Below are 25,465 nucleotides of genomic sequence, written 5' to 3'. Positions count from 1 at the left end.
TGTCAAAACATTGACTTACGGCGAGCCCCGCCGTGCGGCCGGCGGTCCGACCCCGTGAACCCTGTGCTCGGCTTCCCGCCCAGCCGATGGACGCGGACCGGCGGGGGGCGTCGAGACCCGCCCGAGGTGCGCTGTGCGACGCGGGGGACGGGCGGGCGAGGATCGTGACGAACATGCGCTCCGGCGGAGTGGTGCTCCGCGCGGGCCTGGAGCCGTGGCCTGCCGGTCTTGCGCTCCAGTCAGGTCCAGGGCCGTGGCCTGTGGGCCGTGTGGTCCGGCATGAGGCCGTGGCCTGTCGCCTCGCTCCTGTGGGAGACGCCGCCTGTGGGACCTGCGCTCGGGGTCCGGGTCTGTCGGCCTCGCGCTCAGGTCCGGGGACGGGGGGTCCGTCGGTCTCACGGTCCGGCGCGTGGGGCTCCGTGCGTCAGTGCGGGAGCGGGCGGCCGGTCATGAGCGGCTCGGTTCAGGAGGGACGGAGGCATCCGTCCCGGGGAGATCATCGGTCCCGGGGAGATCATCCGTTCCGGGAAGATCGCCTGTCTCGGGAAGATCGTTCGTCCGTTGGAGGTCGCCCGTCCCCGGGAGGCCGTCTGTCTTGGTGAGGCCGGCAGTCCTGGAGAGGTCGGCGGTCCTGGGGAGGTCGGCGGTCCCGAGGAGGTCGGTGGCGGGTGGCACCACGTGCACCTGCGCGGCGGCGATGTCGAAGTAGAGCCCGACCAGTTTCAGCCGCCCGGCTTCCACCTGCTCGTTGACTCTGCGGTAGGTCTTGAGGTTCTCGAGCTGCTGCTGGACGTTCTGACGGCAGAGCAGGTCCAGCATGGCCTCGGCATCCCCCTGAGCAGAGGGACCGTCGGCGCCGTGGGTGCCGCCGGCTCCCTCGCCGGGCCGGGGCAGGGTGGCGGCGCCGGCGCGGGCCGCGTCGAGCCGGGTGAGGCTCGCGTCGCCGTGCCGGAGCCAGCGGTGCAGCTGGGGCAGATCGGTCGTGGCCGCCGGGCCGCTGAGCAGCGCGGCCATCGCGCCGCAGCCGGAGTGGCCGCAGACCGTGATGGTGTGGACGCCAAGCACGCGGGTGGCGTATTCGATGGCGGCGGCGACCGAGTCGTCGCCGGGGTCGGACCCGGCGCGCGGCACCAGGTTGCCGACGTTGCGGACGGTGAACAGGTCGCCCGGGCCGCTGGAGGTGATCAGGCTGGGCATGATGCGCGAGTCGGCGCAGGTGATGAACAGGTGGGTGGGCTGCTGCTTGCGGGCCAGCTCGGTGAAGATGGGCCGCACCAGCGGCGCCGTACGCCGGTGGAACTCGTCGGCGCCCTGCGTGAGCCGGCATTCGACGGCGGTCGCGGCGGAGCCGGGACGGCGGCGGTGGGTCCAGGGCAGCCACCAGCGCCCGGACGGCTTGGGCGGGCTCTTGGCCGGGGACATGCGGGCGCCGCTGGCCGCCACGGTGTACCACTCGTCGTGCAGCTCGTCGATCCTGATCGTGCCGCCGAGGCGCTCGTGGTCCAGCCGCCAGTTGTGCAGGGCCTCGAAGGCGGCGTTGTCCATGAAGTCGATGTTCAGGTCGAGGTCCACGGTGGTGCCCGCCGGGATGGCGCGCAGTTCCTGGGTCAGGCGGGGCACGCCGAGGAAGGTGAGCGAGCCGGAGACGGTGGCGTGCACGCGCCCGTCGGGCTCCTCGCGCTTGTCGACCGTCACCCGGGTCAGCCGCCGCAGCGCCAGCAGCGCGGCCAGGGCGAGCCCGGCCAGCACGCCCTCGGCCAGCCCCACCAGGACCACCCCGGCCAGGGTCACCGCGTAGACGGGCACCTCGTTGTGGCCGTGCACCTTCCTGACATGGCCGAGGCTGATCGTTCTGAGGCCGATGAAGACCAGCAGGGCGGCCAGCGCCTCCATCGAGATCAGCTTGATGGCCCAGCCCAGGCAGAGCGCGAACAGTAGCACCCAGACGCCGTGCAGGATGGCCGCGCACTGGCTGCGCGCGCCCGCGCGTACGTTGGTGGTGCTGCGCACGATCACGCCGGCCACCGGCAGCCCGCCCAGCAGGCCGCTGACCATGTTGGCCGCGCCCTGCCCGGTCAGCTCCCTGTCGAGGTCGGCGCGGCGGCCGGTGTGCATGCCGTCGGTGGCCACGCAGCACAGCAGCGACTCCGCCCCGGCCAGCAGCGCCACCAGCAGCACCCCGGCGGCGACGTGGTGCCAGTCGCCCTGCGGGACCTCCGGCGGCGTCCAGGAGGTGATCGCGCCGGACAGGTCGATGCGGGTGACGTTCCAGCCGAACAGCCCCGCGGTGCAGGCGGCCACCAGCAGCGCCGCCAGCGGCGCCGGGACGGCCCTGACGGGCTTGGGCAGCCGGTCCCAGACCAGCAGCACCGAGACGGTGAGCACGCCCACCATGACCTTGTGGCCGTGCATGTCGATGATCTGCCCCGGCAGCTGGATCAGGTTGGCCAGCGCGGAGTGCTGGGGACTGCCGCCCAGCACCACGTGGAGCTGGGCCAGCGCGATGATGATGCCGACGCCGGCCAGCATGCCGTGCACGACCGCGGGGGAGACGGCCAGCGCGGCCCGCGCCGCCTTGAACGCGCCGAGCAGCACCTGGAGGGCGCCGGCCATGATCGTGATCAGGCAGGTGGCGCGCCAGCCGTAGGTGTGCACCAGGCCCGCGATCACCAGGGTCAGGCTCGCGGTCGGCCCGCTCACCACGACGGGCGAGCCGCCCAGCCAGCCCGCGATGATCCCGCCCGCGGCGGCGGCGATCAGGCCCGAGGCCAGCGGCGCGCCGGCGGCCAGGGCGATGCCCAGGGAGAGGGGCACCGCGACCAGGAAGACCACCAGCGAGGCTGGGAGATCGTATCTGAGAGTCCTCATGAGGATACTCTCCGTAGTGGATTTCATGCGGCAAACCTTACTGGCGCGGCGAGGCGCGAAAGGTCATCCGCGATGCGCGCCGACGGCTGTTCGCTGTCGGCGTTCGGCCCGCGCGGGGTGGGGTCAGGCCCGGGTGGCCTCGACGATCGAGACGACCGTTCCGGTCGGTACGATCCGCGCCGGCCGCAGCCCGGCCGCGGCGAGCAGCTCCGCGAACTCGCCCTCGGTGCGCTCCCGTCCGGGGAAGGCCGTCATCAGCATCATGTCCACGGCCTTGGCCTGGTGGGGCTCGTTGCCGGGCGGGATGACCGCGTCGATGACGAGGATGCGGCCGCCGGGGGCCAGCGCCCGCCGGCAGTTGCGCAGGATGGTGACGCAGTGCTCGTCGTCCCAGTCGTGCAGGATGCGCTTGACGACGTGGACGTCCCCGGCGGGCACCTCGGTGAAGAAGTCGCCGGGCGCGAGCCGCCAGCGGCCCTTGACCTCCGCGACGTCGAGCCGGTGCCCGGCCACCACGTGCTCCTCGTCCAGCAGCACGCCCTCCAGGCCGGGGTTGCGGCGCAGCACCTCCAGCAGGAAGCCGCCGTGGCCGCCGCCGACGTCGACCACGACGCCGGACGCGGGCAGCTCGCAGACGCCGGCGATGACCTCGTTCTCCTGGTCGGAGAAGGCGGCCATGCCGGTGTGGAAGGCGGCGGCGGTCTGCTCGTTCCTGGCGATGTACTCGAAGAACGACATGCCGAAGATGTCCTCGAACACCGAGCCGCCCCGCCGCAGGGACAGCTCCACCTCGCCGCACGGCCGCCACAACGTCGGGTCGGTGAGCATGAGGACGGACGGGCGCGCCGACAGGGCGGCGTCCGAGCGCAGCGACCGGCCGACGGCGGTCAGGCCGAACCGCCCGTCGGGCAGCTCCTCGAAGACGCCGCGGGTGGCCAGGACGCGCAGCACCCGGCGCAGGCCGTCCGCGTGCACTCCGGTGCGCCCGGCCAGCTCGGCCACGGTGAGCGGCCCGTCCGCCAGCCGGTCGGCCACGCCGATCGCGGCGGCGGCCCGCAGCGCGCCGGCGTAGACGTATCCGAGCGCTTCGTCGATGAGGAACCGGGTGGCGTCCCTGTCGCCGCCGTCCGTCGGCGGGTCGCTGGTCTCGCTCGGCATCGCGAAGCCCCTTTCGGTGGGCGGGCGTCAGGAGGAGGCGGGGCCGGGCAGGCGGCCGACGCCGGCCAGCACGCCGCCCTTGGCCAGCTCGGGCGGTACGTACGGGTCGTCGTTGTGCCACTCCTGGGCCGGTACGATCCCCGGCTCCAGCAGCTCCAGCCCGTCGAAGTAACCCCGCACGGTCTCCCGGTCGCGCCAGGCGATCGAGCCCGAGGCCGAGCGCCGGTAGACGCCGCGCGCCTCGTCGATCCGGCCGGGGTCGCCGGCCTCCGGCTCGATGTAGCCGTGCGACAAGGCCAGGTAGCCGCCGGGCGCCAGCGCGTCGCGCAGGGTCGAGACGATCCGCGCCACCTCGTCGTCGTCCTGGACGAAGTGCAGGACGGCGGCCACCACGATCGCGACGGGCCGGTCGAAGTCGAGGTGCGCGGCCGCGGCCTTGAGGATGTCGCCGGGCCGGCGCAGGTCGCCCTCGACCACGAAGGTGCCGGGGTTGTCGGCGAGCAGGGCTTGGGCGTGGACCAGCACGATCGGGTCGTTGTCGACGTAGACGACCTTCGACTCCGGCGCGACGCGCTGCACCACCTGGTGCACGTTGTCCTGGGTCGGCAGGCCGGTGCCGATGTCGAGGAACTGCCGCACGCCGGCCTCGGCGACGTGGCGCACGGCGCGGATGAGGAAGCCCCGGTTGGCCCTGGCGATCTCCCGCACGTCGGAGCCGCTCTCGCGGGCGATCCGCACGATCTGCTCGGCCGCCTCCCGGTCGGCGCGGAAGTTGTCCTTGCCGCCCAGGTAGTAGTCGTACATCCGTGCGACACTCGGCACCGTCGGGTCGATGCCCTGGGGAACGTGCTCGTCCGCCATGCCTGCCTCCTCGCCTCGACGGGATCATACGGGTAAACCCCGTCTTTTTGTGATCTTCTCCGCTGCTCTAGCGGAACGCGGCCCGGTCGGGCTCGGGCAGCCACTGCCGTTCCGGGTCGAAGGGACGGTGGCCGGCCGCGACGAACCGGACGAGCGCCTCCAGCACCGGATGCCGGTTGTGCCGGTGGAACAGCAGCGAGCACGGATAGACGGGCACCGGCTCGACCAGCGGGATCTGCACGGTGCCGGGATGCCAGGGCAGCCGCAGCGTCGCGCCCACCAGGCTCACCCCGCGGCCCGCGGCGACCTCGGCGACGAAGTGCTCCCAGCCGAAGTCGGGCCCCGAGGTGTCCATCTCGATGCCGAACTCGGCGCCGAGCAGGCGGTAGAACTCGGCCCATTCGCTGTCGGGCGCGTTGCCGGGCATCCACGCCACCGATCCGGCCAGCTCCGCCATCCGTACGGACCGCCGCCCGGCCAGCGGATGGTCGCGGCCGGTGAGCAGGTGCACCGGTTCGAGGTAGGCGGGCACGCGGCGCAGGCCCTCCAGGTCGCCGGCGGCCCGGCAGAAGGCGGCGTCCACGGAGCCGCGGGCGAGCGAGTCGCGGGCGGTCCGCAGCCCGTTGGAGGTGACGATCTCGACGTCCACGCCCTCGCTCTGCCCGTGGAAGGCCCTGACCAGCTCGATGGAGGCCAGCCGGGTGTCCAGCACGTCCACCCGCAGCGCCCGCCGCCGGCCGCGCAGCGCCTCCCGCGCCTGGTCGGCCAGGCCGATGAGGGCGCGGGCGTGCGGCAGGAACGCCCGGCCGTCCTCGGTCGGCTTGGCCCCGTTGCGGGAGCGGGAGAACAACCTCAGGCCGAGGTCGGACTCCAGCCGCGCGATCCGCTTCGAGACGGCCTGCTGGCTGATCCCCAGCCGGATCGCGGCCTCGCTGAAGTAACGCTCCTCGGTGACGGCGACGAAGGCGCGGACCGTGCCGAGATCCAGGTCCGCCTCGCCTTCTTGGACAACCGGCGGTTGTGGTTTGTCGGCGTGTCGATTGTTGGACAACCCCACCTGCTCTCGGATCGAATGACGCGGGCCGCCCCAGAGCTTACAACCGACAGGAGTGATCAGCCGGTGGGTTCCTTCGTCCATCTGCACGTGCACACCGAGTACAGCATGCTCGACGGGGCCGCCAAGGTCGGCCTGCTGATGGACGAGGTGGCCCGGCAGGGCATGCCCGCCGTGGCGATGAGCGACCACGGCAACGTGCACGGGGCGTACGAGTTCTACCAGTCGGCGCGCAAGGCGGGCGTCAAGCCGGTCATCGGCATCGAGGCGTACGTCGCCCCCGCCTCCCGGCGCCACCGGCAGCCCGTCTACTACAGCGACAACCCGGCCCTGCGCCGCTCCAACGACGAGACCGGCGAGGGCGGCGACGTCTCCGGCCGGGGCCTCTACACGCACATGACCATGTGGGCGGCCGACGCCGGCGGGCTGCGCAACCTGTTCCGCCTCCAGTCGCGCGCCTGGCTGGAGGGGCACGTACAGAAATATCCCCGCATGGACGACGAGCTGCTCGCCGAGCACGGCCGGGGGATCATCGCCACCACCGGCTGCCCGTCCGGCGAGGTGCAGACCCGGCTGCGCCTCGGCCAGTACGACCGGGCCGTCGAGGCCGCCGCCCGCTACCGCGACATCTTCGGCGCGGACAACTACTACCTGGAGCTGATGGACCACGGCCTGCCCATCGAGCGCCGGGTCCGCGACGACCTGCTGCGCCTGGGCCGGCGGCTCGGACTGCCGCCGCTGGCCACCAACGACTCCCACTACGTCACCGAGGACCAGGCCGCCGCGCACGACGCGCTGCTGTGCGTGGGCACCGGCAAGCGGCTGGCCGACGCCGACCGGTTCCGCTTCGGCGGCAGCGGCTACTACGTCAAACCGGCCGCCGAGATGCGGGCGCTGTGGGACGCCGAGGTGCCCGGCGCGTGCGACAACACGCTGCTGATCGCCGAACGGGTCGGCGACTACGGCGAGGTGTTCGCCCACCGCGACCTGACCCCGCGCTTCCCCGTCCCCGGCGGCGAGAGCGAGTCGAGCTGGCTGCGCAAGGAGACCCTCGCGGGGGCGCGCCGCCGCTACGGCGGCGACCCGCCGCAGGAGGTGCTCGACCGCATCGACTACGAGCTGTCGGTCATCGACGCCATGGGCTTCCCCGGCTACTTCCTGGTCGTCGCCGACATCTGCCGGTACGCCCGGGAGCACGGCATCGGCCTGGGCCCGGGGCGCGGCTCGGCCACCGGGTCGATGGTCGCGTACTGCACCGGCATCACCCAGCTCGACCCCATCGAGCACAAGCTCATCTTCGAACGCTTCCTCAACCCCGAGCGCATCACCATGCCGGACGTGGACCTCGACTTCGACGACCGGCGGCGCGACGAGATGATCGACTACGTCACCCGCAGGTACGGCGAGGACCGCGTCTGCCAGATCGTCACGTTCAGCACCATCAAGGCCAAGGCCGCCGTCAAGGACTCCTGCCGCGTCCTCGGCCTGCCGTACGCCGTGGGCGACCGCATCACCAAGGCGTTCCCCGCCGCGGTCGGCGGCAAGGAGATCCCCCTGTCCGCCATCCACGACCAGGGCCACCCCCGACACGGCGAGGCGGCCGAGCTGCGCGCCATGTACGAGCAGGACCCCGACGTCAGGCGCGTCATCGACACCGCGATCGGCATCGAGGGCCTGACCAGGGGCACCGGCGTGCACGCCGCCGGCGTCATCCTGTCCAGCGAGCCGCTGATCGACGTGATCCCGCTGGCCAGGCCCAAGGCCGACGGCCCCGTCATCACCGGCTTCCCCTTCACCCAGGCCGAGGACATGGGCCTGCTGAAGATGGACTTCCTCGGCCTGCGCAACCTCACCGTCATCGGCGACGCGATCGCCAACGTCCGCGCCAACAAGGGCCTCGACATCGACATCCTGGACGTGCCGCTCGACGACGCCAGGACGTACGAGCTGCTGGCCCGCGGCGACACGCTCGGCGTCTTCCAGCTCGACGGCGGCGGCATGCGCACCCTGCTCAGGCTCATGCAGCCCACCGAGTTCACCGACATCGCGGCCGTGTCGGCGTTGTACCGTCCCGGCCCGATGGAGATGAACGCCCACACCAGCTACGCGCTGCGCAAGACCGGCAAACAGCCCACCGAGCCGATCCACCCCGAGCTGGAGCAGGCGCTCGAACCCATCCTCGGCGACACCTACCACCTGGTCGTCTTCCAGGAGCAGGTGATGGCCATCGCCCAGCAGCTCGCCGGCTACAGCCTCGGCGGCGCCGACATGCTGCGCAGGGCCATGGGCAAGAAGAAGAAGGAGGTCCTGGACGCCGAGTGGGACCGCTTCTCGTCCGGCATGCGCGGGCGCGGCTTCTCCGACGAGGCGATCAAGGCGGTCTGGGACGTGCTGGTGCCCTTCAGCGGGTACGGCTTCAACAAGTCGCACACCGCCGGGTACGGCCTCGTCTCCTACTGGACGGCCTACCTCAAGGCCAACCACCCCTGCGAATACCTGGCCGCGCTGCTCACCTCGGTCGGCGACGACAAGGACAAGATGGCCGTCTACCTGTCCGACTGCCGCCGCCTGGGCATCAAGGTGCTGCCGCCCGACGTCAACGCCAGCCGGCTCGACTTCGCCGCCGTCGGCGCCGACATCCGCTTCGGCCTCGGCGCCGTGCGCAACGTCGGCGCCAACGTCGTGGACGCCATCGTCGCCGCCCGCGAGGCCAAGGGCCCCTACACCGACTTCGACGACTTCCTGGCCAAGGTCCCGCCGATCGTCTGCAACAAGCGCGTCATCGAGTCCCTGGCCAAGGCCGGCGCCTTCGACGGCCTCGGACACCACCGCAAGGCCCTGGTGGCGGTGCACGAGCAGGCCATCGACACCATCATCGACGTCAAGCGCAACGAGGCCCACGGCCAGGACACGCTCTTCGGCGAGCCCGGCCACACCGGCGCCTTCTCGATCGCCGTCCCCGAGGGGGAGTGGGACAAGGCGACCCTGCTCGCCTTCGAACGCGAGATGCTCGGCCTGTACGTCTCCAGCCACCCCCTCGACGGCGCCGAACGCGTTCTCGACGCCAACCGCGACACCACGATCGCCGACCTGCTGGCCTCGGGCCGCCAGGACGGGGGCCGGTCAGGGTCAGCGGCATCATCTCCGGCCTGCAGCGCAAGGTGACCAAACAGGGCAGCCCGTGGGCGATCGTCACCGTCGAGGACCACGACGCCGCCGTGGAGTGCCTGATCTTCCCCAAGACGTACGCGCTCTACGGCGAGACCCTGGCCGAGGACCGCGTGATCGCGGTGCGGGGCCGGATCAACGTGCGCGACGAGACGCTCAGCGTGTACGGCGAGGAGGTCGTGCCGCTCGACCTGACGGCCGCGGGCGCCGAGCAGCCCGTGGTCATCTCGCTCCAGGAGAGCCAGCTGAGCCCGCGCCTGGTCAGGGAGTTCCGGCAGATCCTCACCGCCCACCCGGGGCGCGCCCCCGTACACGTGCACCTGCACCGCTTCCACGCCGCGCACCTGCTGCTCGACCTCGCGCCCTTCCAGGTCACGCCCGGCCCGGCCTTCTACGGCGACATCAAGGCGCTGCTGGGGGCGGCGGCGGTCGGCGGGTCATGACCGGCGCCTGCCCGCGGTGCCGCACCGGCGAGGTGCTCGCCGTCCTGCGGCTCCCGCACACCTGGACCAACGCCGCGGGCCGGCCCGTCCGGGGGGTCGGCGAGGTGCTGGTCTGCGCCCGCTGCGACGCGGACGACCCGGTCGCGGGGCCGATCGTCACGTACTTCGCCGTCCACGGCACGGTACGGCCCCCGCACGCCGCCGCCCTCGCCCGGCTGCTGCGCCACTGGATCACCCACGCCCGCCCGCCCCGGCCCGACGAGGACGCCCTGCGGGCCGAAACCGAGTCCTGGCACCGCGGCGACCTGTGACTCCACGACCTCCGACCGTTCCAGTCCGTCGGCCGTCGGCCGTCAGCGCCAGCCGTTGGGCCTCCGGCCGAAGGGCAGGTCGTGAGGCGCTGGTCGTCAGGCGCTGATGGTGAGGCGCCGGTCGTCAGGCGCGGGCCCAGGCCAGGACCCGGGCCGCCAGCTCGGCGCGGGGCTCGCCCGCCACCGAGTCGAACACGGTCGGGATCAGCGCGCGCCCCTGCGCCGCGTCCGCCACCGCGCCGCCGATCCACTCCGCCGGCGCGCCGCGCTCCCGCAACCGGCGGAGCCGCTCCTCGTCCGGGCAGTCCAGCAGGGCCCAGCGCACCGGCCCGTCCCACCGCGCGCCGGGGGCCAGCTCATCGGCGTCGGGGATCGGGCAGAGCAGCAGCACCGGATGGCCCGCCCGGCGCACCATCGTCACGACGCGCCCCCACAACCGGTCATAGGCCGGCCACACGGGGGCGGCCGCCGGCTCGGCGATCGGGATCCCGAGCAGCGCGCCGTCTTCGAGCAGCTCGTCCATGTCCATCACGACCAGGCCGTCCGCCGCCCGCAGGAGGTGGGGGAGCAGGGTCGTCTTGCCGGCGCCCGGCGCGCCCGCCAGCAACCGCAAGGGGCCGAGGTCCCGTCGATCTTCCACCGGTCGATGGTAGCCGCGGGGCAGGAGGGCCTACCCGGCGGCGGACGGCCCGGCGGACGTGGCCTCCGTGCCGGACGGCCCGGCGGACGTGGTCTCCGGGCCGGGGGTGGTCTCCCTGCCGGAGGGGGCTGGGGTCGCGGGCCGGCGGGAGAAGCGGGCGCGGATCCAGCCGATGACGGAGGGCCCGCCCGCGAAGCACCACAGCGCGATCACCGGGTCGCAGATGGCGCAGCCGAACGAGGAGTGCTCGGCGAAGGGCAGGATCGGGGCGCCCTTGAGGTGGTGGATGACGTCCCACACGGTGTGCAGCAGCCAGCCGACGCCGATCCAGGCATAGCTGGTCAGCCCCCGGTAGGCGACGTACGTCATGACGATCGGCAGCACGAACTCCGCGTAGCCGAGCGCGCCGCCGCTGAGGTAGGCGGCGCCCGCGCCGGCCACGATCACGGCGTTGACCGTGCGCCGGTGCGGCTCGGGGATCAGGGAGATGAGGGTGACGGCGATCAGGCCGATCAGGATCGGCATGAGAATGGACATGAGTGCGGCGTACCGTTCTGCGAAACGTGAAGGGGACAGAAGAGGGGGGCCGCGCCAGACTAGGACGGCCGTCCGCCGCCGCCCCATGGGCTGAACCGACAATTTCCCACGGGTTCCCGCCACCGGCCCTCTCGCAGACGCCGGCTCTCGGGCGGGGCGGATGGCCGCTACGGTGTCACTCATGCACACGATCGCCGTCCTGGCCCAGGACCACGTGGTGCCGGCCGACCTGGCCACGCCGGTCGAGGTGTTCGGGCGGGCCGCCCTCGCCGACGGGCGCTGTCCGTACCGGGTCCGGGTGTGCGCGCGGACGCCGCAGGTGACCGGCGAGGCGTTCACGATCGTCGCCCCGTACGGGCTGGAGGCGCTGCGCGAGGCCGACACCGTCATCGTGCCGGGCCGCTCGGAACCGGCCGCGCCGCCCGACCCGGAGGTGCTCGCGGCCCTGCGCGCGGCGGCGGTCGGCGGCACCAGGATCGCCTCCATCTGCGTGGGGGCCTTCACCCTCGCCGCGGCCGGCCTGCTGGACGGGCTGAGCGCCACCACCCACTGGGCGGCGGCGCGGCGGCTGGCCGAGGCGTACCCGCTGATCGACGTGCGGCCGGACGTGCTGTACGTCGACAACGGCCAGATCCTCACCTCGGCCGGGGCGGCGGCGGGGCTGGACCTGTGCCTGCACCTCATCCGCCGCGACTTCGGCTCGGCCGTGGCCGCCGACTCCGCCCGGCTGTCGGTGGTGCCGCTGGAACGGGAGGGCGGGCAGGCGCAGTTCATCAGCCACGCCCTGCCGCCGGTGCCCCGGGGCTCGCTGCTGGAGCCGGTGCTGGCGTGGATCGAGGAGCACCTCGCCGAGGAGATCACGCTGGCGGAGCTGGCCGCGCGCAGCGGGCTGAGCGAGCGCACGTTCAGCCGCCGCTTCCGCGAGCAGACCGGCACCACGCCGCTGCAGTGGCTGCTGCGGGCCCGGGTGCGCCGGGCGCAGTTCCTGCTGGAGAACACCGATCACGGGGTGGAACGGGTCGCGGCCGAGTCCGGGTTCGGCTCGGCCACCGCCTTCCGCGAGCGCTTCAAGCGCGTCGCCGGGGTCACGCCGCAGTCCTACCGCGCCTCCTTCAGATCCGCCGGCCCTCGTGCGGGCGGCGCCCGGAACTGAGGAAGGGTGCGCGGGCTCGGGCGGACGGCGCGGAGGGCAGGGGGCAGGGAGGGCAGGGGGCAGGGAGGGCCGGGGTCCGGGAGGGCAGGCATCCGGGGGGCTGGGGTTCGGGAAGGGGCGGGCGCGCAGGTCCGGGCCGGACCAGAGGGAAGGTCCGACCCGGACGGCTCATCCGGCCGCGCGGCTCACGGCTCCAGCAGGATGGAGTTGATCGGCGAGAGGTTCACCACGTAACGGCCGGGGCCCAGCCGGTGCTCGCAGTTCTGCCCGCCGTAGGACCTGCACAGGCGCAGGCCCGCGCCGCCGGTCTGGTTGTTGACGACCAGCCGGTCACCGAACACGTTCCGCAGGTTGTGGGCCCCGTACCGGAAGTAGGTGGCGGGATTCCCGTTGTCGGTCCTGTCCGGATAGATGCACACGTGCCCGGACGGGCAGCCGGCTCTGGCCTGCTGCGCGGCGGTCATGTCGTGCGTGGTGGCGGAGGCCGCCGTGCCGCTCAGCGCGATCACGGCGGCGGCCACGGTGACACCGGCGAACGCCCTGCGCAGGAGGGCCGTCTTCATCTTGTCGTGCATCGGTCGCTGCTCCCTTGTGGTGGGTGGCGAGGGCCGGGTTCGCGGCCGTCGCTTTCGTGACCCAGCAGAACCGCCGCGCCGAGGTGTCCAACAGGGCCGCAGACGGACTCGTACGAACTCGGCCGGACCCGTCCACACCCCCGCCAGTCCGGGACACCGCCACCGGCGGGAGACACGCCACCGGCGGGAGACACGCCACCGGCGGGAGACACGCCACCGGGCGGCGCGTGTCGGAACGACGATCACCTGTGTCGGCGGCTCCTTTCCGGTTAGCCTGACTCGGATGAAGACGCACGGTGAACTGAAAGGCTTCTGGGAAACCCGCCTGAATGCCGACTGGACCGAGAGCGGCGTCGGATACGCGGCCCTCGGCCGGGCCTTCAACGTCTGGATGTACCGCGTCCGCGCGGAGGTGTTCGACCGCGAGGTCGCCACCATCCCCCTTCACCTGCCGGACGCCCGCGTTCTCGACATCGGCTCGGGCACCGGCTTCTACATCCGCCGCTGGCGGGGGCTGGGCGTCAAGTCGATCGTCGGCTGCGACCTCACCCACGCGGCCGTCGAACGGCTGCGCGGCCGCTTCCCGGACGTGACGTTCCACGAACTGGACATCGCCGAGCCGGGCGACACGCTCGAACCGGGCTCGTTCGACGCCGTCTCGGCCATGGACATGCTCTTCCACATCACCGACGACGCCCGCTACCGGGCCGCCCTGCGCTCGGTCGCGGCGGCGCTGCGCCCCGGCGGGATCTTCGTCCTGTCCGAGAACTTCCTGCACCGGCCGGAACAACGCGGCGACCACCAGGTCAACCACACCCTCGAATGGATCACCGAGGCGCTGGACGAGGCCGGCTTCGACGTGATGCGCAGGATGCCGATGCTCGTGCTCATGAACGCCCAGGTCGACGCGCACCCCGTCTGGCGCAGGCTGTGGGGCGGCTTCCTGCGCGCCGTCACGGTGTCGGAGCGGACCGGGTTCGTGGCGGGGTCGCTGCTGCATCCGCTGGAACGGCGGCTCGTCCGCCTGCTCAGGGAGAGCCCCACCACCGAGCTGATGATCTGCCGCCGCCGCTGATCCCGGACGCCCCTCCCCACCGGCCGGCCCGCTGACGGCACGCGCGGTGCCGCTTCCCACGGTGCCGCTTCCCACGGTGCCGCTTCTCACGGTGCCGTTTGGCGCGGTGCCGTTCCCCTCGGCGGCGTCTTTCCGTTCCTCAGCGCTTTCTCGGGTAACAGACTTCTCTCGGGTACGGCGTTTTCGTGAACGGGATTGATCGCGCCGTCGCCGCCACACGTACCTCTATCAAGCGGTGGGCCGGCCGGGCCTCAAGGGGTGGGACATGGAAGCGCTGCTCAGGGTGGACTTCGACGAGAAGTCCCTCACGCCCACCCGCCGTGCCGTCCTGCGCGCGGCCGGGGACCAGGGGATGGCCGGGGACCGGCTCGGAGACTTCCTTCTCGCGGTGTCCGAATGCCTGGTGAACGCGCTGGAGCACGCGGGCGGGCGGGGCCGGCTCCGGTTGTGGCGGCAGGACGGCGAACTGGTGTGCGACGTGTCGGATACCGGCCCGGGCATCCCTGCGGAGAAACTGCGCCAGGCCCCGCTGCCGCCCCCGGGTTCCCCCGGCGGAAGGGGCATCTGGCTGATGCGACGCCTGGCCGACGACGTCTCCTTCACCACCGGCTCCCACGGCACGGTCGTACGCCTGCGCATGCGCCTCCCCGCCGACCACCGCGCCGGCCACCGCGCCGACCGCGCTGCGGACCACCCTGCCGGCCGTGCCGCTGACCACTCCGCCGAGCACGCTGCCGATCACGCTGCCGAGCGCCCGGCCGACGTCCCCGCGCCCGCGCGCCGAGGGCGCGACCACCCGGCCCGCTGACCGGCCCGGCCGCCAGAGCTGGGGGAGGGGTGGTGACGATCCGGGGCCGGGTGCCGTGGCGGTCGCAGGCCATCACCGCGGCGGAGGCGGTGCGCGCGGTCGAGGGCGTGGTGGACGTGGTGAGCGAGCTGACCGCCGACCGGGACGACCTCGTCGTCCTCCCACCCCTGCCGTAACCGGGCCTCGCCCCTGACCGGTCGCCGGGGGTGCCGTCTCAGGTGAGGGACTGGGCGAAGTACAGGAGTGCGAGGGCGGTGGCGAGGCCGCCGAGCAGCAGGCGCAGGGCGGTCTCCGGAAGGCGGGGCTGCAGGCGGGCGCCCAGGTAGCCGCCGATCAGCCCGCACATCAGCCCGAGCCGCCAGTCCGGGGCCACCTGACCCGGCCCGCCGCCCGCCCCGGTGAGGGACAGCAGCGCGTACGCCGCCGCGCCGGCGACCGAGGTCACGAACGTGGCGGCGAGCGCGGCGGGCGCCACCCGGGCGACGGGCATGCCCCGGCCGGCCAGGATGGGGCCGAGCAGGGAGCCGCCGCCGATCCCGTACACGCCGCCGGCCACCCCGACGGCCAGGGCGAGCAGGACGGTGAAGCGGCGGGACGGCTCGGCCGGCGACGGCCGGCGCGGCGGGCGCAGCGTACGCGCGCACAACCACACGCCCAGGGGGAGCAGGAGCAGGGCGACCAGCACGCGGAAGACCCCGGTGCCGGGCACGGCGAACACCCGGACCGCCGCGCCGGCCACCACGCCGGGCAGGGTGCCGCAGATGAGCAACCGGGTGAGCGGCCCGAACAGGCGGCCGTCGGCGCGGTAGCGGGCCAGCGCGCCCGGCGTGGCGACGACGTTGTAGAGCAGGTTCGTCGGGGTGATGGCGGGGCTCGGCACGTTCAGCAGGCTGAGCTGGACGGGCAGCAGGAACACCGCCCCGGAGACGCCGACCGGCGCGGTCAGCACGGCGATGAGCAGCCCGGCGGCGAATCCGAGCAGGCCGGGTTGCCAGTCGATGAGGTGCTCCCGTGATCAGAGGCCGACGTCGGCCGGTCCATTCTCGCCCAGGACCGGACGAGCAGAGCCGGAGCATCCCGCCCACGGTCCCGGGCGTGCGTGCCGCTGCCCGGCCGTGACCCCGGCTGAGGTTTCTTGATAGGTTCGTGACAGGTGCGCCGGGAAGCCTGGTCGGCAATCGTCGTTGCCGACCTCTGAAGAGGGCTCTGCCATGCGTGCACACGATCTCCTCGCCACGACCACCCCGGACGACCGCTCCCCGGACGCTCCCGGCGCGCGGACGGTCCCAGACCTGCTGTCGGTCGCCGGGCCGGAGGCGATCGCCTGATGACGGTCCTCGCCTGGGTCACGGCAGCCGTGTTCGTCCTGGCCTACGCGCTGATCGCCACCGAGAAGGTGCACCGGGTGGCGGCCGCGCTCGGCGGTGCGGGGATCATGCTGGCCATCCATGCCACCGATGCCGGGACGGCGTTCTTCGACGAGGCCACCGGGATCGACTGGAACGTCATCTTCCTGCTGCTCGGTATGATGATCATCGTCGGGGTGCTGAAGCGGACCGGGGTGTTCGAGTATCTGGCGATCTGGGCGGCCAAGCGGGCCAGGGGCCGGCCGTACCAGCTCATGGTGCTGCTGGTGGTGATCACGGCCGTCGCGTCGGCGCTGCTGGACAACGTGACCACGGTGCTGCTCATCGCCCCGGTGACGTTCCTGGTGTGCGAGCGGCTGGCGCTGCCCGCCGCGCCGTACCTGATCGCCGAAGTCATGGCGTCCAACATCGGCGGGGCGGCCACGCTGGTGGGTGATCCGCCGAATATCATCATCGCCAGCCGGGCCAATTTGAGTTTCAACGACTTCCTGGTGCACATGGCGCCGATGGTCGTGGTGCTGATGGTGGTGTTCGTCGGGTTGTGCCGGGTGCTGTTCCGGCGCTCGTTCCGGTACGACCCGGCGCGCGCGGCGGAGATCATGAGCCTGAACGAGCGTGAGGCGATCAAGGACCGGCGGCTGCTGGCGCAGAGCCTGGTGGTGCTGGTGCTGGTGCTGGTGGCGTTCGTGCTGCACCCGGTGCTGCACTACGAGCCGTCGGTGGTGGCGATCCTGGGGGCGGGGGTGCTGGTGGCGGCCACCAGGGTGACCGCCACGGAGGCGATCGGCGAGGTCGAGTGGCCCACGCTGACGTTCTTCGCCGGGCTGTTCGTCATGGTCGGCGCGCTGGTGCACACCGGCGTCATCGGGCAGATCTCCCACGCGGCGGCGGGCGCCACCGAGGGCCGGCTGGGGCTGGCCACGATGGGGCTGCTGGGCGTCTCGGCCGGGCTGTCGGCGATCGTGGACAACATCCCGTACGTGGCCACGATGAGCCCCATCGTGGCCGACCTGGTGCAGGCCAACGGCGGCGCCGGGCCGGCCGGGGTGTTGTGGTGGGCGCTGGCCTTCGGCGCCGACCTGGGCGGCAACGCCACCGCGGTGGGGGCCGCGGCCAACGTCGTCGTGCTCGGCATCGCCGCGCGCAACGGCACCCCGATCAGCTTCTGGCAGTTCACCAGGTACGGTCTGGTCGTCACCGCGGTCACCGTGGCGTTGTGCGTCCCGTACCTGTGGCTGCGTTACTTGACCTGACCACCGTGAGGGGACGGACGGCATGGGCGACGGAGACAAGGGGCTCACCATGAGCGCAGAGACGGAGCAGGGCGCGATCGTCGTCCGCCTGTCCGGGCAGCTCGGCTGGGAGACCGTGGCCGGGTGGCGCTCCTGGCTGGAGGCGCAGGCGGGCACCGAGCCGCGCCCGCCCGTGCTGGTCGACCTGTCGGCGCTGACCTTCCTCGACTCCTCGGGGATCTCCAGCCTGGTCGCCGCCTACCAGCAGGTGCGCCGGCAGGGCAACGCGATGGCGTTCCTGCGGCCCAACGCGCTGGTGATGCGCTGGTTGCGGATCACCGGGCTGCACGCCCACCTGCCGATCTTCGACTCGGTGCAGGAGGCGCTGCCCGCCGTCCTGCCGCCGCCGGAGGACTGAGCCCTCCCGCGGCAGGGCGGGTCAGCCCGGGGTGGAGGGCAGGGTCCGGCGGCCGGCCCAGAGGTCGGCGAGCCGGTTGGCCAGCACGTACAGGAGGTTGACGGTCACGATCGCCGGGGCGATCACCGCCACGAAGCCGGGGAAGTCCCGCTCGAAGGCGAGCGCGAGGATGATCGCGGTGATGCCGTTCTGCTGTGCCAGGCCCAGGTGGACGCGGTCGGTGACCGGCAGGCCGCGCGTGAGCACCAGGGCGGCGAGCATCTGCGCGGCGAAGGCGGCCAGGCCCAGCACGGCGCCCTTCATCAGGTTCGCCCCGCCGACCAGCAGCAGCCCCATCAGGAACGTGGACAGCGCGAACGCCACCGCCACGGCCCTGACCAGCCAGCGGGAGTCGGGCAGCCGCAGGTACAGGCCGGCGGTGGCCAGGCCGAGCATCAGCGAGCTCCACGCCGCGGAGACGACCGCGGCCGCCGCCGCCAGGTAGCTCAGCAGCGGCGGGGCGTTGCGGATGAGCCGCCACAGGGCGTACGCGGCGGCCGCGAACAGCGCGTTGAGCCCCAGGTCGGCCAGGTAGGACAGGGAGAGCCCGTCCTGGCCGGGCTTGGTGAGCGACACGGCGTAGAAGGCGAGGATCACGGTCACGGGGTCGTCGAACGACGACCACGCGCCGAGGATGGTCCTGGCCCGCGCCGACAGCCGGTTGTCGGCCATCACCGAGGCGACCGACAGCGGGTCGATCTGGGCGACGCTGATCGCGAGGATCATCGCTCGCGGGTCGCGGAAGACGAGATACACGACGCCGGCGATGAAGGCCGCCTTCAGCAGGACGCCGATGGTCACCGCCAGCAGGATCAGCCGGCCGTGCTCGCGGGCCTCGGCCCGGTCGATGCCGTGGGTGCTGCCGTACAGCCCGATGGCGAGCAGCAGGCTGCTGATCAGGAGATAGGCGCCGGAGTGCTCCAGGCCGGAGATGCCGCCCAGGTCGGCGGTCAGCCACCCCAGCCCGACGAGAAGAAGCAGGAAGCCGATCCTGACCAACCTTCGCTCCTCACCGAGAGCACGGACTTTGCGATCACTTCAGGATCGGCCGCCGCCGCACCGTTGTCGATACCCGTCGCGAACACCGCAGGATCGGACGGTTCCCCCTGCCAGGGGGCCCTGCGGATGGCGCCCGGCGGGGCCGGTCAGGACCCGTCGGGCGGCCGGTAGAGCCCGACCTGGCGGTAGACGCTCCTGAGATAGTCGAGCATCGCGGCGGCGTCGGGCGGGTCGGGCTGCAGCACCCGCCAGGTCACCGCGCCGGCCATCATGTCGATCAGCACGTCGAGGTCGGCGTCGGCGGCCACGGTGCCGTCGCGCTGGGCCCGCCGCAGCATGGCGATGGCCAGCTCGCGGCGTGGCAGGATGTGGTGCTCCCAGTAGACGGCCATCAGCCGGGGGTGGCTGACGGCCGAGCCCATCATCCGGGCGACCAGCGCGCGGAACGTCGGGCTCGCGGTCGTCTCCGCCGCCGCCCGCAGGACGCCCTCGATGATCTCCTGCGGCTCCAGCGCCCGCACGTCGGCGGGGGAGGGCACCAGGTCGGCGCTGACCTCCTCCTCGACCGCCTGGGCGAGCAGGTCCTCCTTGGTGCTCCAGCGGCGGTAGACGGTGAGCTTGCCCACCCCCGCCCGCTTGGCGATCTGCTCCATGCTGGTGCCCTCGACGCCGCGCTCGACGAACAGCTCCAGCGCGGCACGCAGGATCGCGGCGTCGGTGCCGGGGTCGCGGGGGCGTCCGCGCCCTCGTCGAACGGTCAAGCCAGTGCTCCGTCCAGCCAGCGGGTCAGCTCGGCGGGGCCGCCCCTGCAGGCCAGGTGGGCGTCCGGGCGTATGAGCATAGCGGGGAGCGGGGTGGCCGGCCGCAGGTGCACGACCAGCCCGCCGAGCCGGGCGCGGGCCGCCTCGAAGGCGTCGCCGCCGCCCAGCACGGCCCACCGGCCGCGCAGCTCCGCGTGCAGCCGGGTGCGCGTGCCGTCCGCGCGCACGCACGGCACGTCGGGCACCCGGTCGCCGGGCCGCGGCCGCGGCCCGCCGCCACCGCCCAGCGGGCCGCGCCGGTAGCTCACCCAGAGCTGGGAGGTGGTGTACGTGACCCAGCGCTGCGACCAGGGCAGGCCGAACACCGGCACCATCACCCGGTCGCGCAGGAACCGGCCGACGGGACCGGCGGCGATGTTGACCTTGGTGACCGCGGTGCTGCCGCGCAGCACCTGGGTGGCCAGCGGGCGGCGCTCGGCCTCGTAGGTGTCCAGCAGCCGCTCGCCCGCCCGGCCGCCGGCCACCAGGGCCAGCTTCCACGCGAGGTTCTCGGCGTCGCCGAGCCCGGTGAGCATGCCCTGCCCGCCGAAGGGCGCGTGCACGTGGGCGGCGTCCCCGGCCAGCAGGACGCGCCCCCGCCGGTAGGTGCCGGCCAGGCGGCGGTGCACGCTGAACAGCGAGGCCCAGGAGGCGTCCAGCAGCCGGATGCCGGGCAGGCCGGTGCGCACGGGCAGGATCTGCCGCATGCGCTCGACGATCCGCTCCTCGTCGGGCCCGCCGGGGAACGCCGCGTCATAGGCGATCAGCCGCCACAGGCCGCCGGGCATCGGCATGGCGCCCAGCATGCCCTCCGGGTGCACCCAGCCGCTGGTCCCCGAGCGGTCGAGGGTGGTGTCGAGCCGGGCGTCGACGAGCAGGAACCGCTCGCTGACCTTGACGCCGGGGAAGCCGATGCCGGCCAGCTCGTGGACGGTGCTGCCGCTGCCGTCGCAGCCCACCAGCCGGCCCGCCCGCACCGTGCGGCCGTCGCCCAGCACGACGGTGACGCCGGAGCCGTCCTGGTCGGCCGCGACCACGGGCGCGCCCCACTCCGGCCGCCCGCCCAGCTCCGCCAGGCGCTCCCGGAGCCGCGCCTCCACCCGCGCCTGTGAGATCACCATCGGGGGAGCGGCGGTGCGCAGGCCGGGGTCGCCGAACCGGATGCGCATCATCGGCCGGTCGCCGGCGTAGGTGGTGATCGTCATGGCCCGGACCGACTCCTGGGGCAGGCCGTCGAGGGCGCCCAGCCGGTCGAGCACCTCGGAGCCGCGCGCGTGCACGAAGTTGGCCCGCGACGTGGTGGCGGGGGCCGGTGCCTTGTCCACGATCCGCACCGAGACGCCGTGCTGGCGCAGCGCGCAGGCCAGGGCCAGCCCGACCGGGCCGGCGCCGGCCACGAGGACGTCGGTGTCCGTCGAACCTTCATTCATTTACGAAACGGTACCGTAAACGAATAAGGCGCGCCATGGCAGCGGCGTGGCGAGGGTGGCTCGGTGCTCAGCGCTCGGCGGCTTGCCGGTCTCGCCGTCCCGGTTGGGCGCCGGCGAGGGGCCTGGCGTCCTTCAGCCGAGCTGTGGGGGTTTTCCGCAGGAAACGCGGAGGAGTTCCGCAATGGTCGGCGAGGAGGCTCGAAACTAGCGTCGACGGGTGCTCAGGAACACTCTCACCGCGCTCTGCCTCGCCCTGCTGCCTCCCGTGTCCGCCCAGCCCCCGCCGCAGCCCGTCACCCCCGCGGCGGTGGACGCCTTCGTCACCCGCTACCGCGAGGCGACGGGGCTGCCCGGGGCCGCGGTCGCGATCGTCAAGGGGACGCGGGTCGTGCACGCCGCAGGCTACGGCACGGCCGCCACCGGCGAGCGGGTGACGGCCGACACCCCCATGGCCGTCGCCTCGGTCAGCAAGTCCTTCACCGCCCTGGCCGTCCTGCGGCTCGCCGAGAAGGGGCAGGTGCACCTCGACCGCCCCGTACGCGACCACCTGCCGGAGTTCGCCATGGCCGATCCCAGGGCGGCCAGGATCACCGTGCGGCAGCTGCTCCACCAGACCTCCGGCATGGCCGACTCGGCCTTCCGCGAGAAGAGCCTGCCCCAGCCCGCCACGCTGGAGGGCGCCGTGGCCCGGCTCAGGACCGCCCGGCTCGCCGCCGAGCCGGGCGCCGTCTTCAACTACCACAACACCAACTACCAGGTGGCCGCGCGCCTGGTCGAGGTGGTGAGCGGCCAGAGGTTCGCCGACCACCTGCGCGAGCACGTGTTCACGCCGCTCGGCATGCGCTCCAGCACGACCATCGACACCGACCGCGACCTGCCCCCCACCGCCCGCGGCCACCTGGTCGTCCTCGGGCGGGCCGTCGCGCTGCCGGAGCCGCCCGGGTTCGGCAACGGCTCGGGCGGTGTCCTCAGCACCGCCGCGGACATGGCCAGGTGGTTGATCGCGCAGAACGGTGGCGGGCTGCTCACCCCCGCGAGCATCGAGGAGCTGCGCACCCCCTCCCGGGCCAACCCCGAGTACGCGCTCGGCTGGTACCTCGGCCGGACCCCGCGCGGCACCCCGGTCATCGAGCACGGCGGCGACCTGTTCACCTCCACCGCCGGCCAGCTCCTCATGCCCGGCTCCGGCTACGGCGTCGCCGTCATGGCCAACACCGGCATGGCCCGCTCCGACGCCGACGCGCTCATGGAGGGCCTGGTCGCGCTGATCGAGGGCGGCACCCCCGAGATCCCCTCCGGCTCGGAGCACCTGCTCATCGACGTCCTGTTCCTGCTCGCGGCCCTGGTGACCGTCGCGCTGGCGGCACTCGGGGTGGTCCGCGCCCGGCGGTGGGCGGCCCGACGCACCGGATGGCGGCGGTGGTGGCTGCTGTGGCACCTGGCGCCGCTCGCGCTGTGCCTGTCGGCCGCTCCGATCTTCCGCGTGCTGGCCCGGGGCCGGGACGTCATGTGGGTCCAGGTGGTCTACCTCTACCCGTCGTTCATGATCTGGCTCGTGGTGACGTCGGTCGCGGCCGTGACGGTGGCGGCCGTGCGGCTGCGCCATGCCCTGGCGGGCCGAGCCCGCGGGTGACGGCCCAGATAAGGCGCGTTTACCCAGGTGAAGGCGGGAAAGGCGGGACAGGGTGACGACCAGGCTGGTCCAGGAGAGCCCGTACCGGTGGCGCATCGACCCGGAAGGGCCGATGCGGGTGCCCGGCGTCGTGTTCGCCACCGCCGACCTGCTGCCCGACCCGGACGTGGACCAGGCGCTCGGGCAGGTGGCCGCGGTGGCCGCGCTGCCGGGGATCGTCGAGGCTGCGTACGCGATGCCGGACATGCACTGGGGGTACGGCTTCCCGATCGGCGGGGTGGCCGCCACCGACGTCGAGGACGGCGGGGTCGTCTCCCCGGGCGGGGTGGGCTTCGACATCTCCTGCGGGGTCCGGCTGCTGCTGTCCGACCTGCACATCGACGAGCTGCGGCCCCGGCTGGGCGCGCTCATGGACGCGCTCGACGCGCTCGTGCCGCGCGGCATGAGCAAGGGCGCGGTGTGGCGGCTGAGCGGGCAGTCCGAGCTGGAGGAGATCCTGGCCGGCGGCGCCAGGTACGCCGTCGAGCGCGGCCACGGGGAGCCCGGCGACCTGGAGCGCTGCGAGGACCGCGGGGCCGTGGCCGACGCCGACCCGGGCGCGATCGGCCGACGGGCCAGGGAGCGCGGGCTGGAGCAGGTCGGCAGCCTCGGCTCCGGCAACCACTTCCTGGAGGTGGAGGCGGTCTCGCGGGTGTACGACGAGGAGGTGGCACGGGTGTACGGGCTGTGGCCCGGCCGCGTCTGCGTGCTGATCCACACCGGCTCCCGGGGCCTGGGCCACCAGGTGTGCACCGACTCGGTGCGGGCCATGGAGCCGGCGATGGCCGGGTACGGCATCAGCGTGCCCGACCGGCAGCTCGCCTGCGCGCCCGTCGGCTCGCCGGAGGGCGCGGCGTACCTGGCCGCGATGGCCGCCGCCGCGAACTACGGCCGGGCCAACCGGCAGCTGCTCGGCCAGGCGGCCCGGCGGGCCTTCGAGCGCGCCACCGGGGACGGCGGCCTGACCCTGCTGTACGACGTGTCGCACAACCTGGCCAAGATCGAGACCCACCGGGCCGGCGGCCGGGCGCGGCGGTTGTGCGTGCACCGCAAGGGCGCCACCCTGGCCCTGCCGCCGGGACACGAGGACCTGCCGCCGGACCTGCGGGCCGTGGGGCAGCCGGTGCTGGTGCCGGGGTCGATGGGGGTGGGCTCGTACGTGATGTCGGGCGCGCCGGACGCGCCGGCGTTCGCGTCGGCCTGCCACGGGGCCGGGCGGCGGATGAGCCGGCATCAGGCGCTCAAGAGCACGTCGGCGCATCGGCTGCGGGCCGAGCTGCGGGAGGCGGGGATCGCCGTGCGCGGGGCGTCGGCGCGGGGGCTGACGGAGGAGACGCCGCAGGCGTACAAGGACGTGGACGCGGTGGTGGAGGCGTGCCACCTGGCGGGACTGGCCAGGAAGGTCGCCAAGCTGGCGCCGGTCGGCGTGGTCAAGGGGTAGACCCGCGAGGACCGGCCCCGTGGGGTGGCACGCGGGCGCTCGCGAATGTCGTGCGGGCGGTCGTGGGTGGCCGCGGATGTCGTGCGCTTGCTCGTGGGGCGTGGGCCGGCGCCCGTGGGGTGGTCAGACGTCCACGACCGCGTACGCGCGCCACTGCCCGTTCTCGGGGCCGAAGCGCATCCCGTGCGTGGTGACCGCCTTCGGCATCGCGCCGACCTGCTCCACCCCCTCGACCGGTACGGTGGCCAGCAGCAGCACGCCCGCCGGCCCCGGCCGGACGTCCACCACCAGCACGCCGTCCACCTCCACCCGGTAGATGACCTCTTCCAGCAGCGCGATCAGCGGTGCCGGGCCGTCCTCCCGCCCCGGCTCGAACTCCACCTCGCCGTCCGGCGTGGCCCCGCCGAGGTCGGCGAAGCCGCCCACCAGCGCCCGCACCGCCTCGGCCAGGCACTCCTCGCGGTCGTCGCCCCACGCCTCCAGCGCGATGTCGGCGGTGTGCGGGATCGTCCGGTGCCCTCTGCCCATGAGGCCACTCCACCAGCGGCCGGCCCCGGACGCAAAGCCCGCGCCGTCAAGAAACGGCAGGCCCCGGTCAACCGGCGGGGGCGCGGGCCGACGGGCATCGGCATGTCGCCGCCGCGGTGCGGATAGAGTCGTAGGGATGATCACCTGGATGGCGAGGACGCGCGCGTGACGGAACGCCTGCGGATCACCGAGGTCCAGCTCGACTCCCGCATCACCGTGGTCACCGTCGGCGGGGAGCTGGACATGGACACCTGCCCGCTGCTCCAGGAGGCGCTGGCCAGGGCGTGGCCGCGGGTCGCGATCGACCTCGGCGGGCTGACGTCGGCGGACTCGTACGGGCTGACCGTGCTGCTCGCGACGCACCGGCACGCGCGGGCGTCGGGAGGGCGGGCGCTGGTGTGCGGGGTCGGTGACCTGATGCGGGCGTCCTTCCGCCAGCGCGGCCTGGACCAGGTGCTGGACCTGCGGCCGACCCTCGCGGAGGCCGTCGCCGAGCTACGCGCGCTCTGACCACGACGGCAACGCCGTCCCCGCGGCCGGAGTGGCTGGGCGGTCGGGGTGGCTGGGCGGCCGGGGTGACTGGGCGGTCAGGCGGTCCGGGTGGCCGGGGTGGGGGGTGTGAGCGGCTCTGCCCGGCTGCGTGACGCTGATCAGATCGGAAGCGCCGGCGTGGGGATGGGTCTCAGGAAGCCGGGGTCTCCGTCGGGGTGTCCGTGGGCGGCTCTGCCGGTGGGTCGGTGGGCGTTTCCGTGGGGGTGCCCGGCGGGGTCTCCGGCGGGGTCTGCGTGGGGGCGTCCGTGGGTGGGGTGGCCGAGGGCTCGGCGGGCGGTTCGGGCGGCAGCTCGGTCGAGGTCGGGATCGGGGCGGGCGTGCCCGTCGGGGTGGGGC

At 73.5% G+C, this 25,465-nt stretch carries 22 protein-coding genes and 1 pseudogene; 11 read left to right on the top strand and 12 right to left on the bottom strand.

The window, feature by feature from the left end:
* Positions 1 to 447: 447 nt before the first annotated feature.
* From IO39_RS39300 to IO39_RS39285, 4 genes are all read right to left on the bottom strand, one after another.
* Positions 448 to 2,868, bottom strand: a complete 2,421-nt coding sequence (locus tag IO39_RS39300; RefSeq protein WP_245642539.1) for a bifunctional SulP family inorganic anion transporter/carbonic anhydrase — start codon at positions 2,866 to 2,868, stop codon at positions 448 to 450.
* A 123-nt stretch (positions 2,869 to 2,991) separates the two neighbouring features.
* A complete protein-coding gene (locus IO39_RS39295; RefSeq protein ID WP_052423944.1) occupies positions 2,992 to 4,026 on the bottom strand; it encodes a methyltransferase in 1,035 nt (344 codons plus the stop codon).
* A 27-nt stretch (positions 4,027 to 4,053) separates the two neighbouring features.
* On the bottom strand, positions 4,054 to 4,887 hold the full coding sequence (locus IO39_RS39290) for an SAM-dependent methyltransferase (protein WP_043635152.1): 834 nt from the start codon (positions 4,885 to 4,887) through the stop codon (positions 4,054 to 4,056).
* A 67-nt stretch (positions 4,888 to 4,954) separates the two neighbouring features.
* Positions 4,955 to 5,938: a LysR family transcriptional regulator gene (locus IO39_RS39285; RefSeq protein WP_052423943.1), complete on the bottom strand. Its 984-nt coding sequence runs from the start codon at positions 5,936 to 5,938 to the stop codon at positions 4,955 to 4,957.
* A 21-nt stretch (positions 5,939 to 5,959) separates the two neighbouring features.
* Between IO39_RS39285 and dnaE the strand changes: the two are divergent.
* Positions 5,960 to 9,552, top strand: a pseudogene (gene dnaE / locus IO39_RS39280) (DNA polymerase III subunit alpha).
* Positions 9,549 to 9,863: a DUF6300 family protein gene (locus IO39_RS39275; RefSeq protein ID WP_043635148.1), complete on the top strand. Its 315-nt coding sequence runs from the start codon at positions 9,549 to 9,551 to the stop codon at positions 9,861 to 9,863. Before dnaE ends, IO39_RS39275 begins: the two are co-directional and overlap by 4 nt.
* 124 nt (positions 9,864 to 9,987) lie before the next feature.
* Here IO39_RS39275 and IO39_RS39270 read toward each other — a convergent pair whose 3' ends face one another.
* Positions 9,988 to 10,503: a P-loop NTPase family protein gene (locus IO39_RS39270; RefSeq protein WP_211267332.1), complete on the bottom strand. Its 516-nt coding sequence runs from the start codon at positions 10,501 to 10,503 to the stop codon at positions 9,988 to 9,990.
* 30 nt (positions 10,504 to 10,533) lie between these two features.
* Entirely contained in the window at positions 10,534 to 11,040 is a 507-nt protein-coding gene (locus IO39_RS39265) for a DUF6010 family protein (RefSeq protein ID WP_084774273.1), read from the bottom strand.
* A 181-nt stretch (positions 11,041 to 11,221) separates the two neighbouring features.
* Here IO39_RS39265 and IO39_RS39260 point away from each other — a divergent pair, with 181 nt between their 5' ends.
* Complete coding sequence (locus IO39_RS39260; protein WP_043635144.1) at positions 11,222 to 12,193, top strand: GlxA family transcriptional regulator; 972 nt, start codon at positions 11,222 to 11,224, stop codon at positions 12,191 to 12,193.
* Between the two features lie 185 nt (positions 12,194 to 12,378).
* Here IO39_RS39260 and IO39_RS39255 read toward each other — a convergent pair whose 3' ends face one another.
* Positions 12,379 to 12,768 (bottom strand): hypothetical protein, encoded by a 390-nt coding sequence (locus IO39_RS39255; protein ID WP_052423942.1) that lies wholly within the window; start codon positions 12,766 to 12,768, stop codon positions 12,379 to 12,381.
* A 283-nt stretch (positions 12,769 to 13,051) separates the two neighbouring features.
* On the opposite strand from IO39_RS39255, the gene IO39_RS39250 reads away from it, so the two are divergent.
* From IO39_RS39250 to IO39_RS53475, 3 genes are all read left to right on the top strand, one after another.
* Positions 13,052 to 13,843: a class I SAM-dependent DNA methyltransferase gene (locus IO39_RS39250; RefSeq protein ID WP_043635141.1), complete on the top strand. Its 792-nt coding sequence runs from the start codon at positions 13,052 to 13,054 to the stop codon at positions 13,841 to 13,843.
* Positions 13,844 to 14,108: 265 nt separating this feature from the next.
* The gene (locus tag IO39_RS39245; protein ID WP_157549566.1) at positions 14,109 to 14,651 is read left to right on the top strand and encodes an ATP-binding protein; all 543 of its coding nucleotides are present in this window, start codon (positions 14,109 to 14,111) and stop codon (positions 14,649 to 14,651) included.
* A 32-nt stretch (positions 14,652 to 14,683) separates the two neighbouring features.
* Positions 14,684 to 14,827 (top strand): BON domain-containing protein, encoded by a 144-nt coding sequence (locus IO39_RS53475; RefSeq protein ID WP_211267331.1) that lies wholly within the window; start codon positions 14,684 to 14,686, stop codon positions 14,825 to 14,827.
* A gap of 38 nt (positions 14,828 to 14,865) precedes the next feature.
* On the opposite strand, the gene IO39_RS39240 is transcribed toward IO39_RS53475, so the two are convergent.
* On the bottom strand, positions 14,866 to 15,612 hold the full coding sequence (locus tag IO39_RS39240) for a sulfite exporter TauE/SafE family protein (protein ID WP_211267334.1): 747 nt from the start codon (positions 15,610 to 15,612) through the stop codon (positions 14,866 to 14,868).
* Positions 15,613 to 15,978: 366 nt separating this feature from the next.
* Here IO39_RS39240 and IO39_RS39235 point away from each other — a divergent pair, with 366 nt between their 5' ends.
* Together IO39_RS39235 and IO39_RS39230 are read left to right on the top strand one after the other, a co-directional pair.
* Positions 15,979 to 17,271: an ArsB/NhaD family transporter gene (locus IO39_RS39235; protein ID WP_043635135.1), complete on the top strand. Its 1,293-nt coding sequence runs from the start codon at positions 15,979 to 15,981 to the stop codon at positions 17,269 to 17,271.
* Between the two features lie 49 nt (positions 17,272 to 17,320).
* On the top strand, positions 17,321 to 17,668 hold the full coding sequence (locus IO39_RS39230) for an STAS domain-containing protein (protein WP_169789197.1): 348 nt from the start codon (positions 17,321 to 17,323) through the stop codon (positions 17,666 to 17,668).
* A gap of 21 nt (positions 17,669 to 17,689) precedes the next feature.
* Here the strand turns inward: IO39_RS39230 and IO39_RS39225 are convergent, their stop codons facing one another.
* The 3 genes from IO39_RS39225 to IO39_RS39215 all read right to left on the bottom strand — a co-directional run bounded on the left by IO39_RS39225 (position 17,690) and on the right by IO39_RS39215 (position 20,936).
* Positions 17,690 to 18,706 (bottom strand): cation:proton antiporter, encoded by a 1,017-nt coding sequence (locus IO39_RS39225; protein ID WP_052423940.1) that lies wholly within the window; start codon positions 18,704 to 18,706, stop codon positions 17,690 to 17,692.
* A gap of 146 nt (positions 18,707 to 18,852) precedes the next feature.
* Positions 18,853 to 19,467 (bottom strand): TetR/AcrR family transcriptional regulator, encoded by a 615-nt coding sequence (locus IO39_RS39220; RefSeq protein ID WP_043635131.1) that lies wholly within the window; start codon positions 19,465 to 19,467, stop codon positions 18,853 to 18,855.
* Complete coding sequence (locus tag IO39_RS39215) at positions 19,464 to 20,936, bottom strand: FAD-dependent monooxygenase (RefSeq protein ID WP_043635130.1); 1,473 nt, start codon at positions 20,934 to 20,936, stop codon at positions 19,464 to 19,466. The genes IO39_RS39220 and IO39_RS39215 overlap by 4 nt, the downstream gene beginning before the upstream one ends.
* Positions 20,937 to 21,153: 217 nt before the next feature.
* On the opposite strand from IO39_RS39215, the gene IO39_RS39210 reads away from it, so the two are divergent.
* Both IO39_RS39210 and IO39_RS39205 read left to right on the top strand, forming a co-directional pair.
* On the top strand, positions 21,154 to 22,569 hold the full coding sequence (locus IO39_RS39210; protein WP_043635127.1) for a serine hydrolase domain-containing protein: 1,416 nt from the start codon (positions 21,154 to 21,156) through the stop codon (positions 22,567 to 22,569).
* Between the two features lie 52 nt (positions 22,570 to 22,621).
* Positions 22,622 to 24,049 carry an RtcB family protein gene (locus IO39_RS39205; RefSeq protein WP_281200357.1) on the top strand — a complete coding sequence of 476 codons (1,428 nt, stop codon included), beginning with the start codon at positions 22,622 to 22,624 and terminating at the stop codon, positions 24,047 to 24,049.
* A gap of 123 nt (positions 24,050 to 24,172) precedes the next feature.
* Here the strand turns inward: IO39_RS39205 and IO39_RS39200 are convergent, their stop codons facing one another.
* Positions 24,173 to 24,577: an archease gene (locus tag IO39_RS39200; RefSeq protein WP_043635124.1), complete on the bottom strand. Its 405-nt coding sequence runs from the start codon at positions 24,575 to 24,577 to the stop codon at positions 24,173 to 24,175.
* Between the two features lie 165 nt (positions 24,578 to 24,742).
* Between IO39_RS39200 and IO39_RS39195 the strand changes: the two genes are divergently transcribed.
* Positions 24,743 to 25,087, top strand: a complete 345-nt coding sequence (locus IO39_RS39195) for an STAS domain-containing protein (RefSeq protein WP_052423939.1) — start codon at positions 24,743 to 24,745, stop codon at positions 25,085 to 25,087.
* The last annotated feature ends 378 nt before the right edge of the window (positions 25,088 to 25,465 follow it).

Source organism: Nonomuraea candida, assembly GCF_000725485.1.
In the GTDB taxonomy this organism is placed as follows: Bacteria; Actinomycetota; Actinomycetes; order Streptosporangiales; family Streptosporangiaceae; genus Nonomuraea; species Nonomuraea candida.
This window is presented reverse-complemented; position numbering and strand designations above follow the sequence as displayed.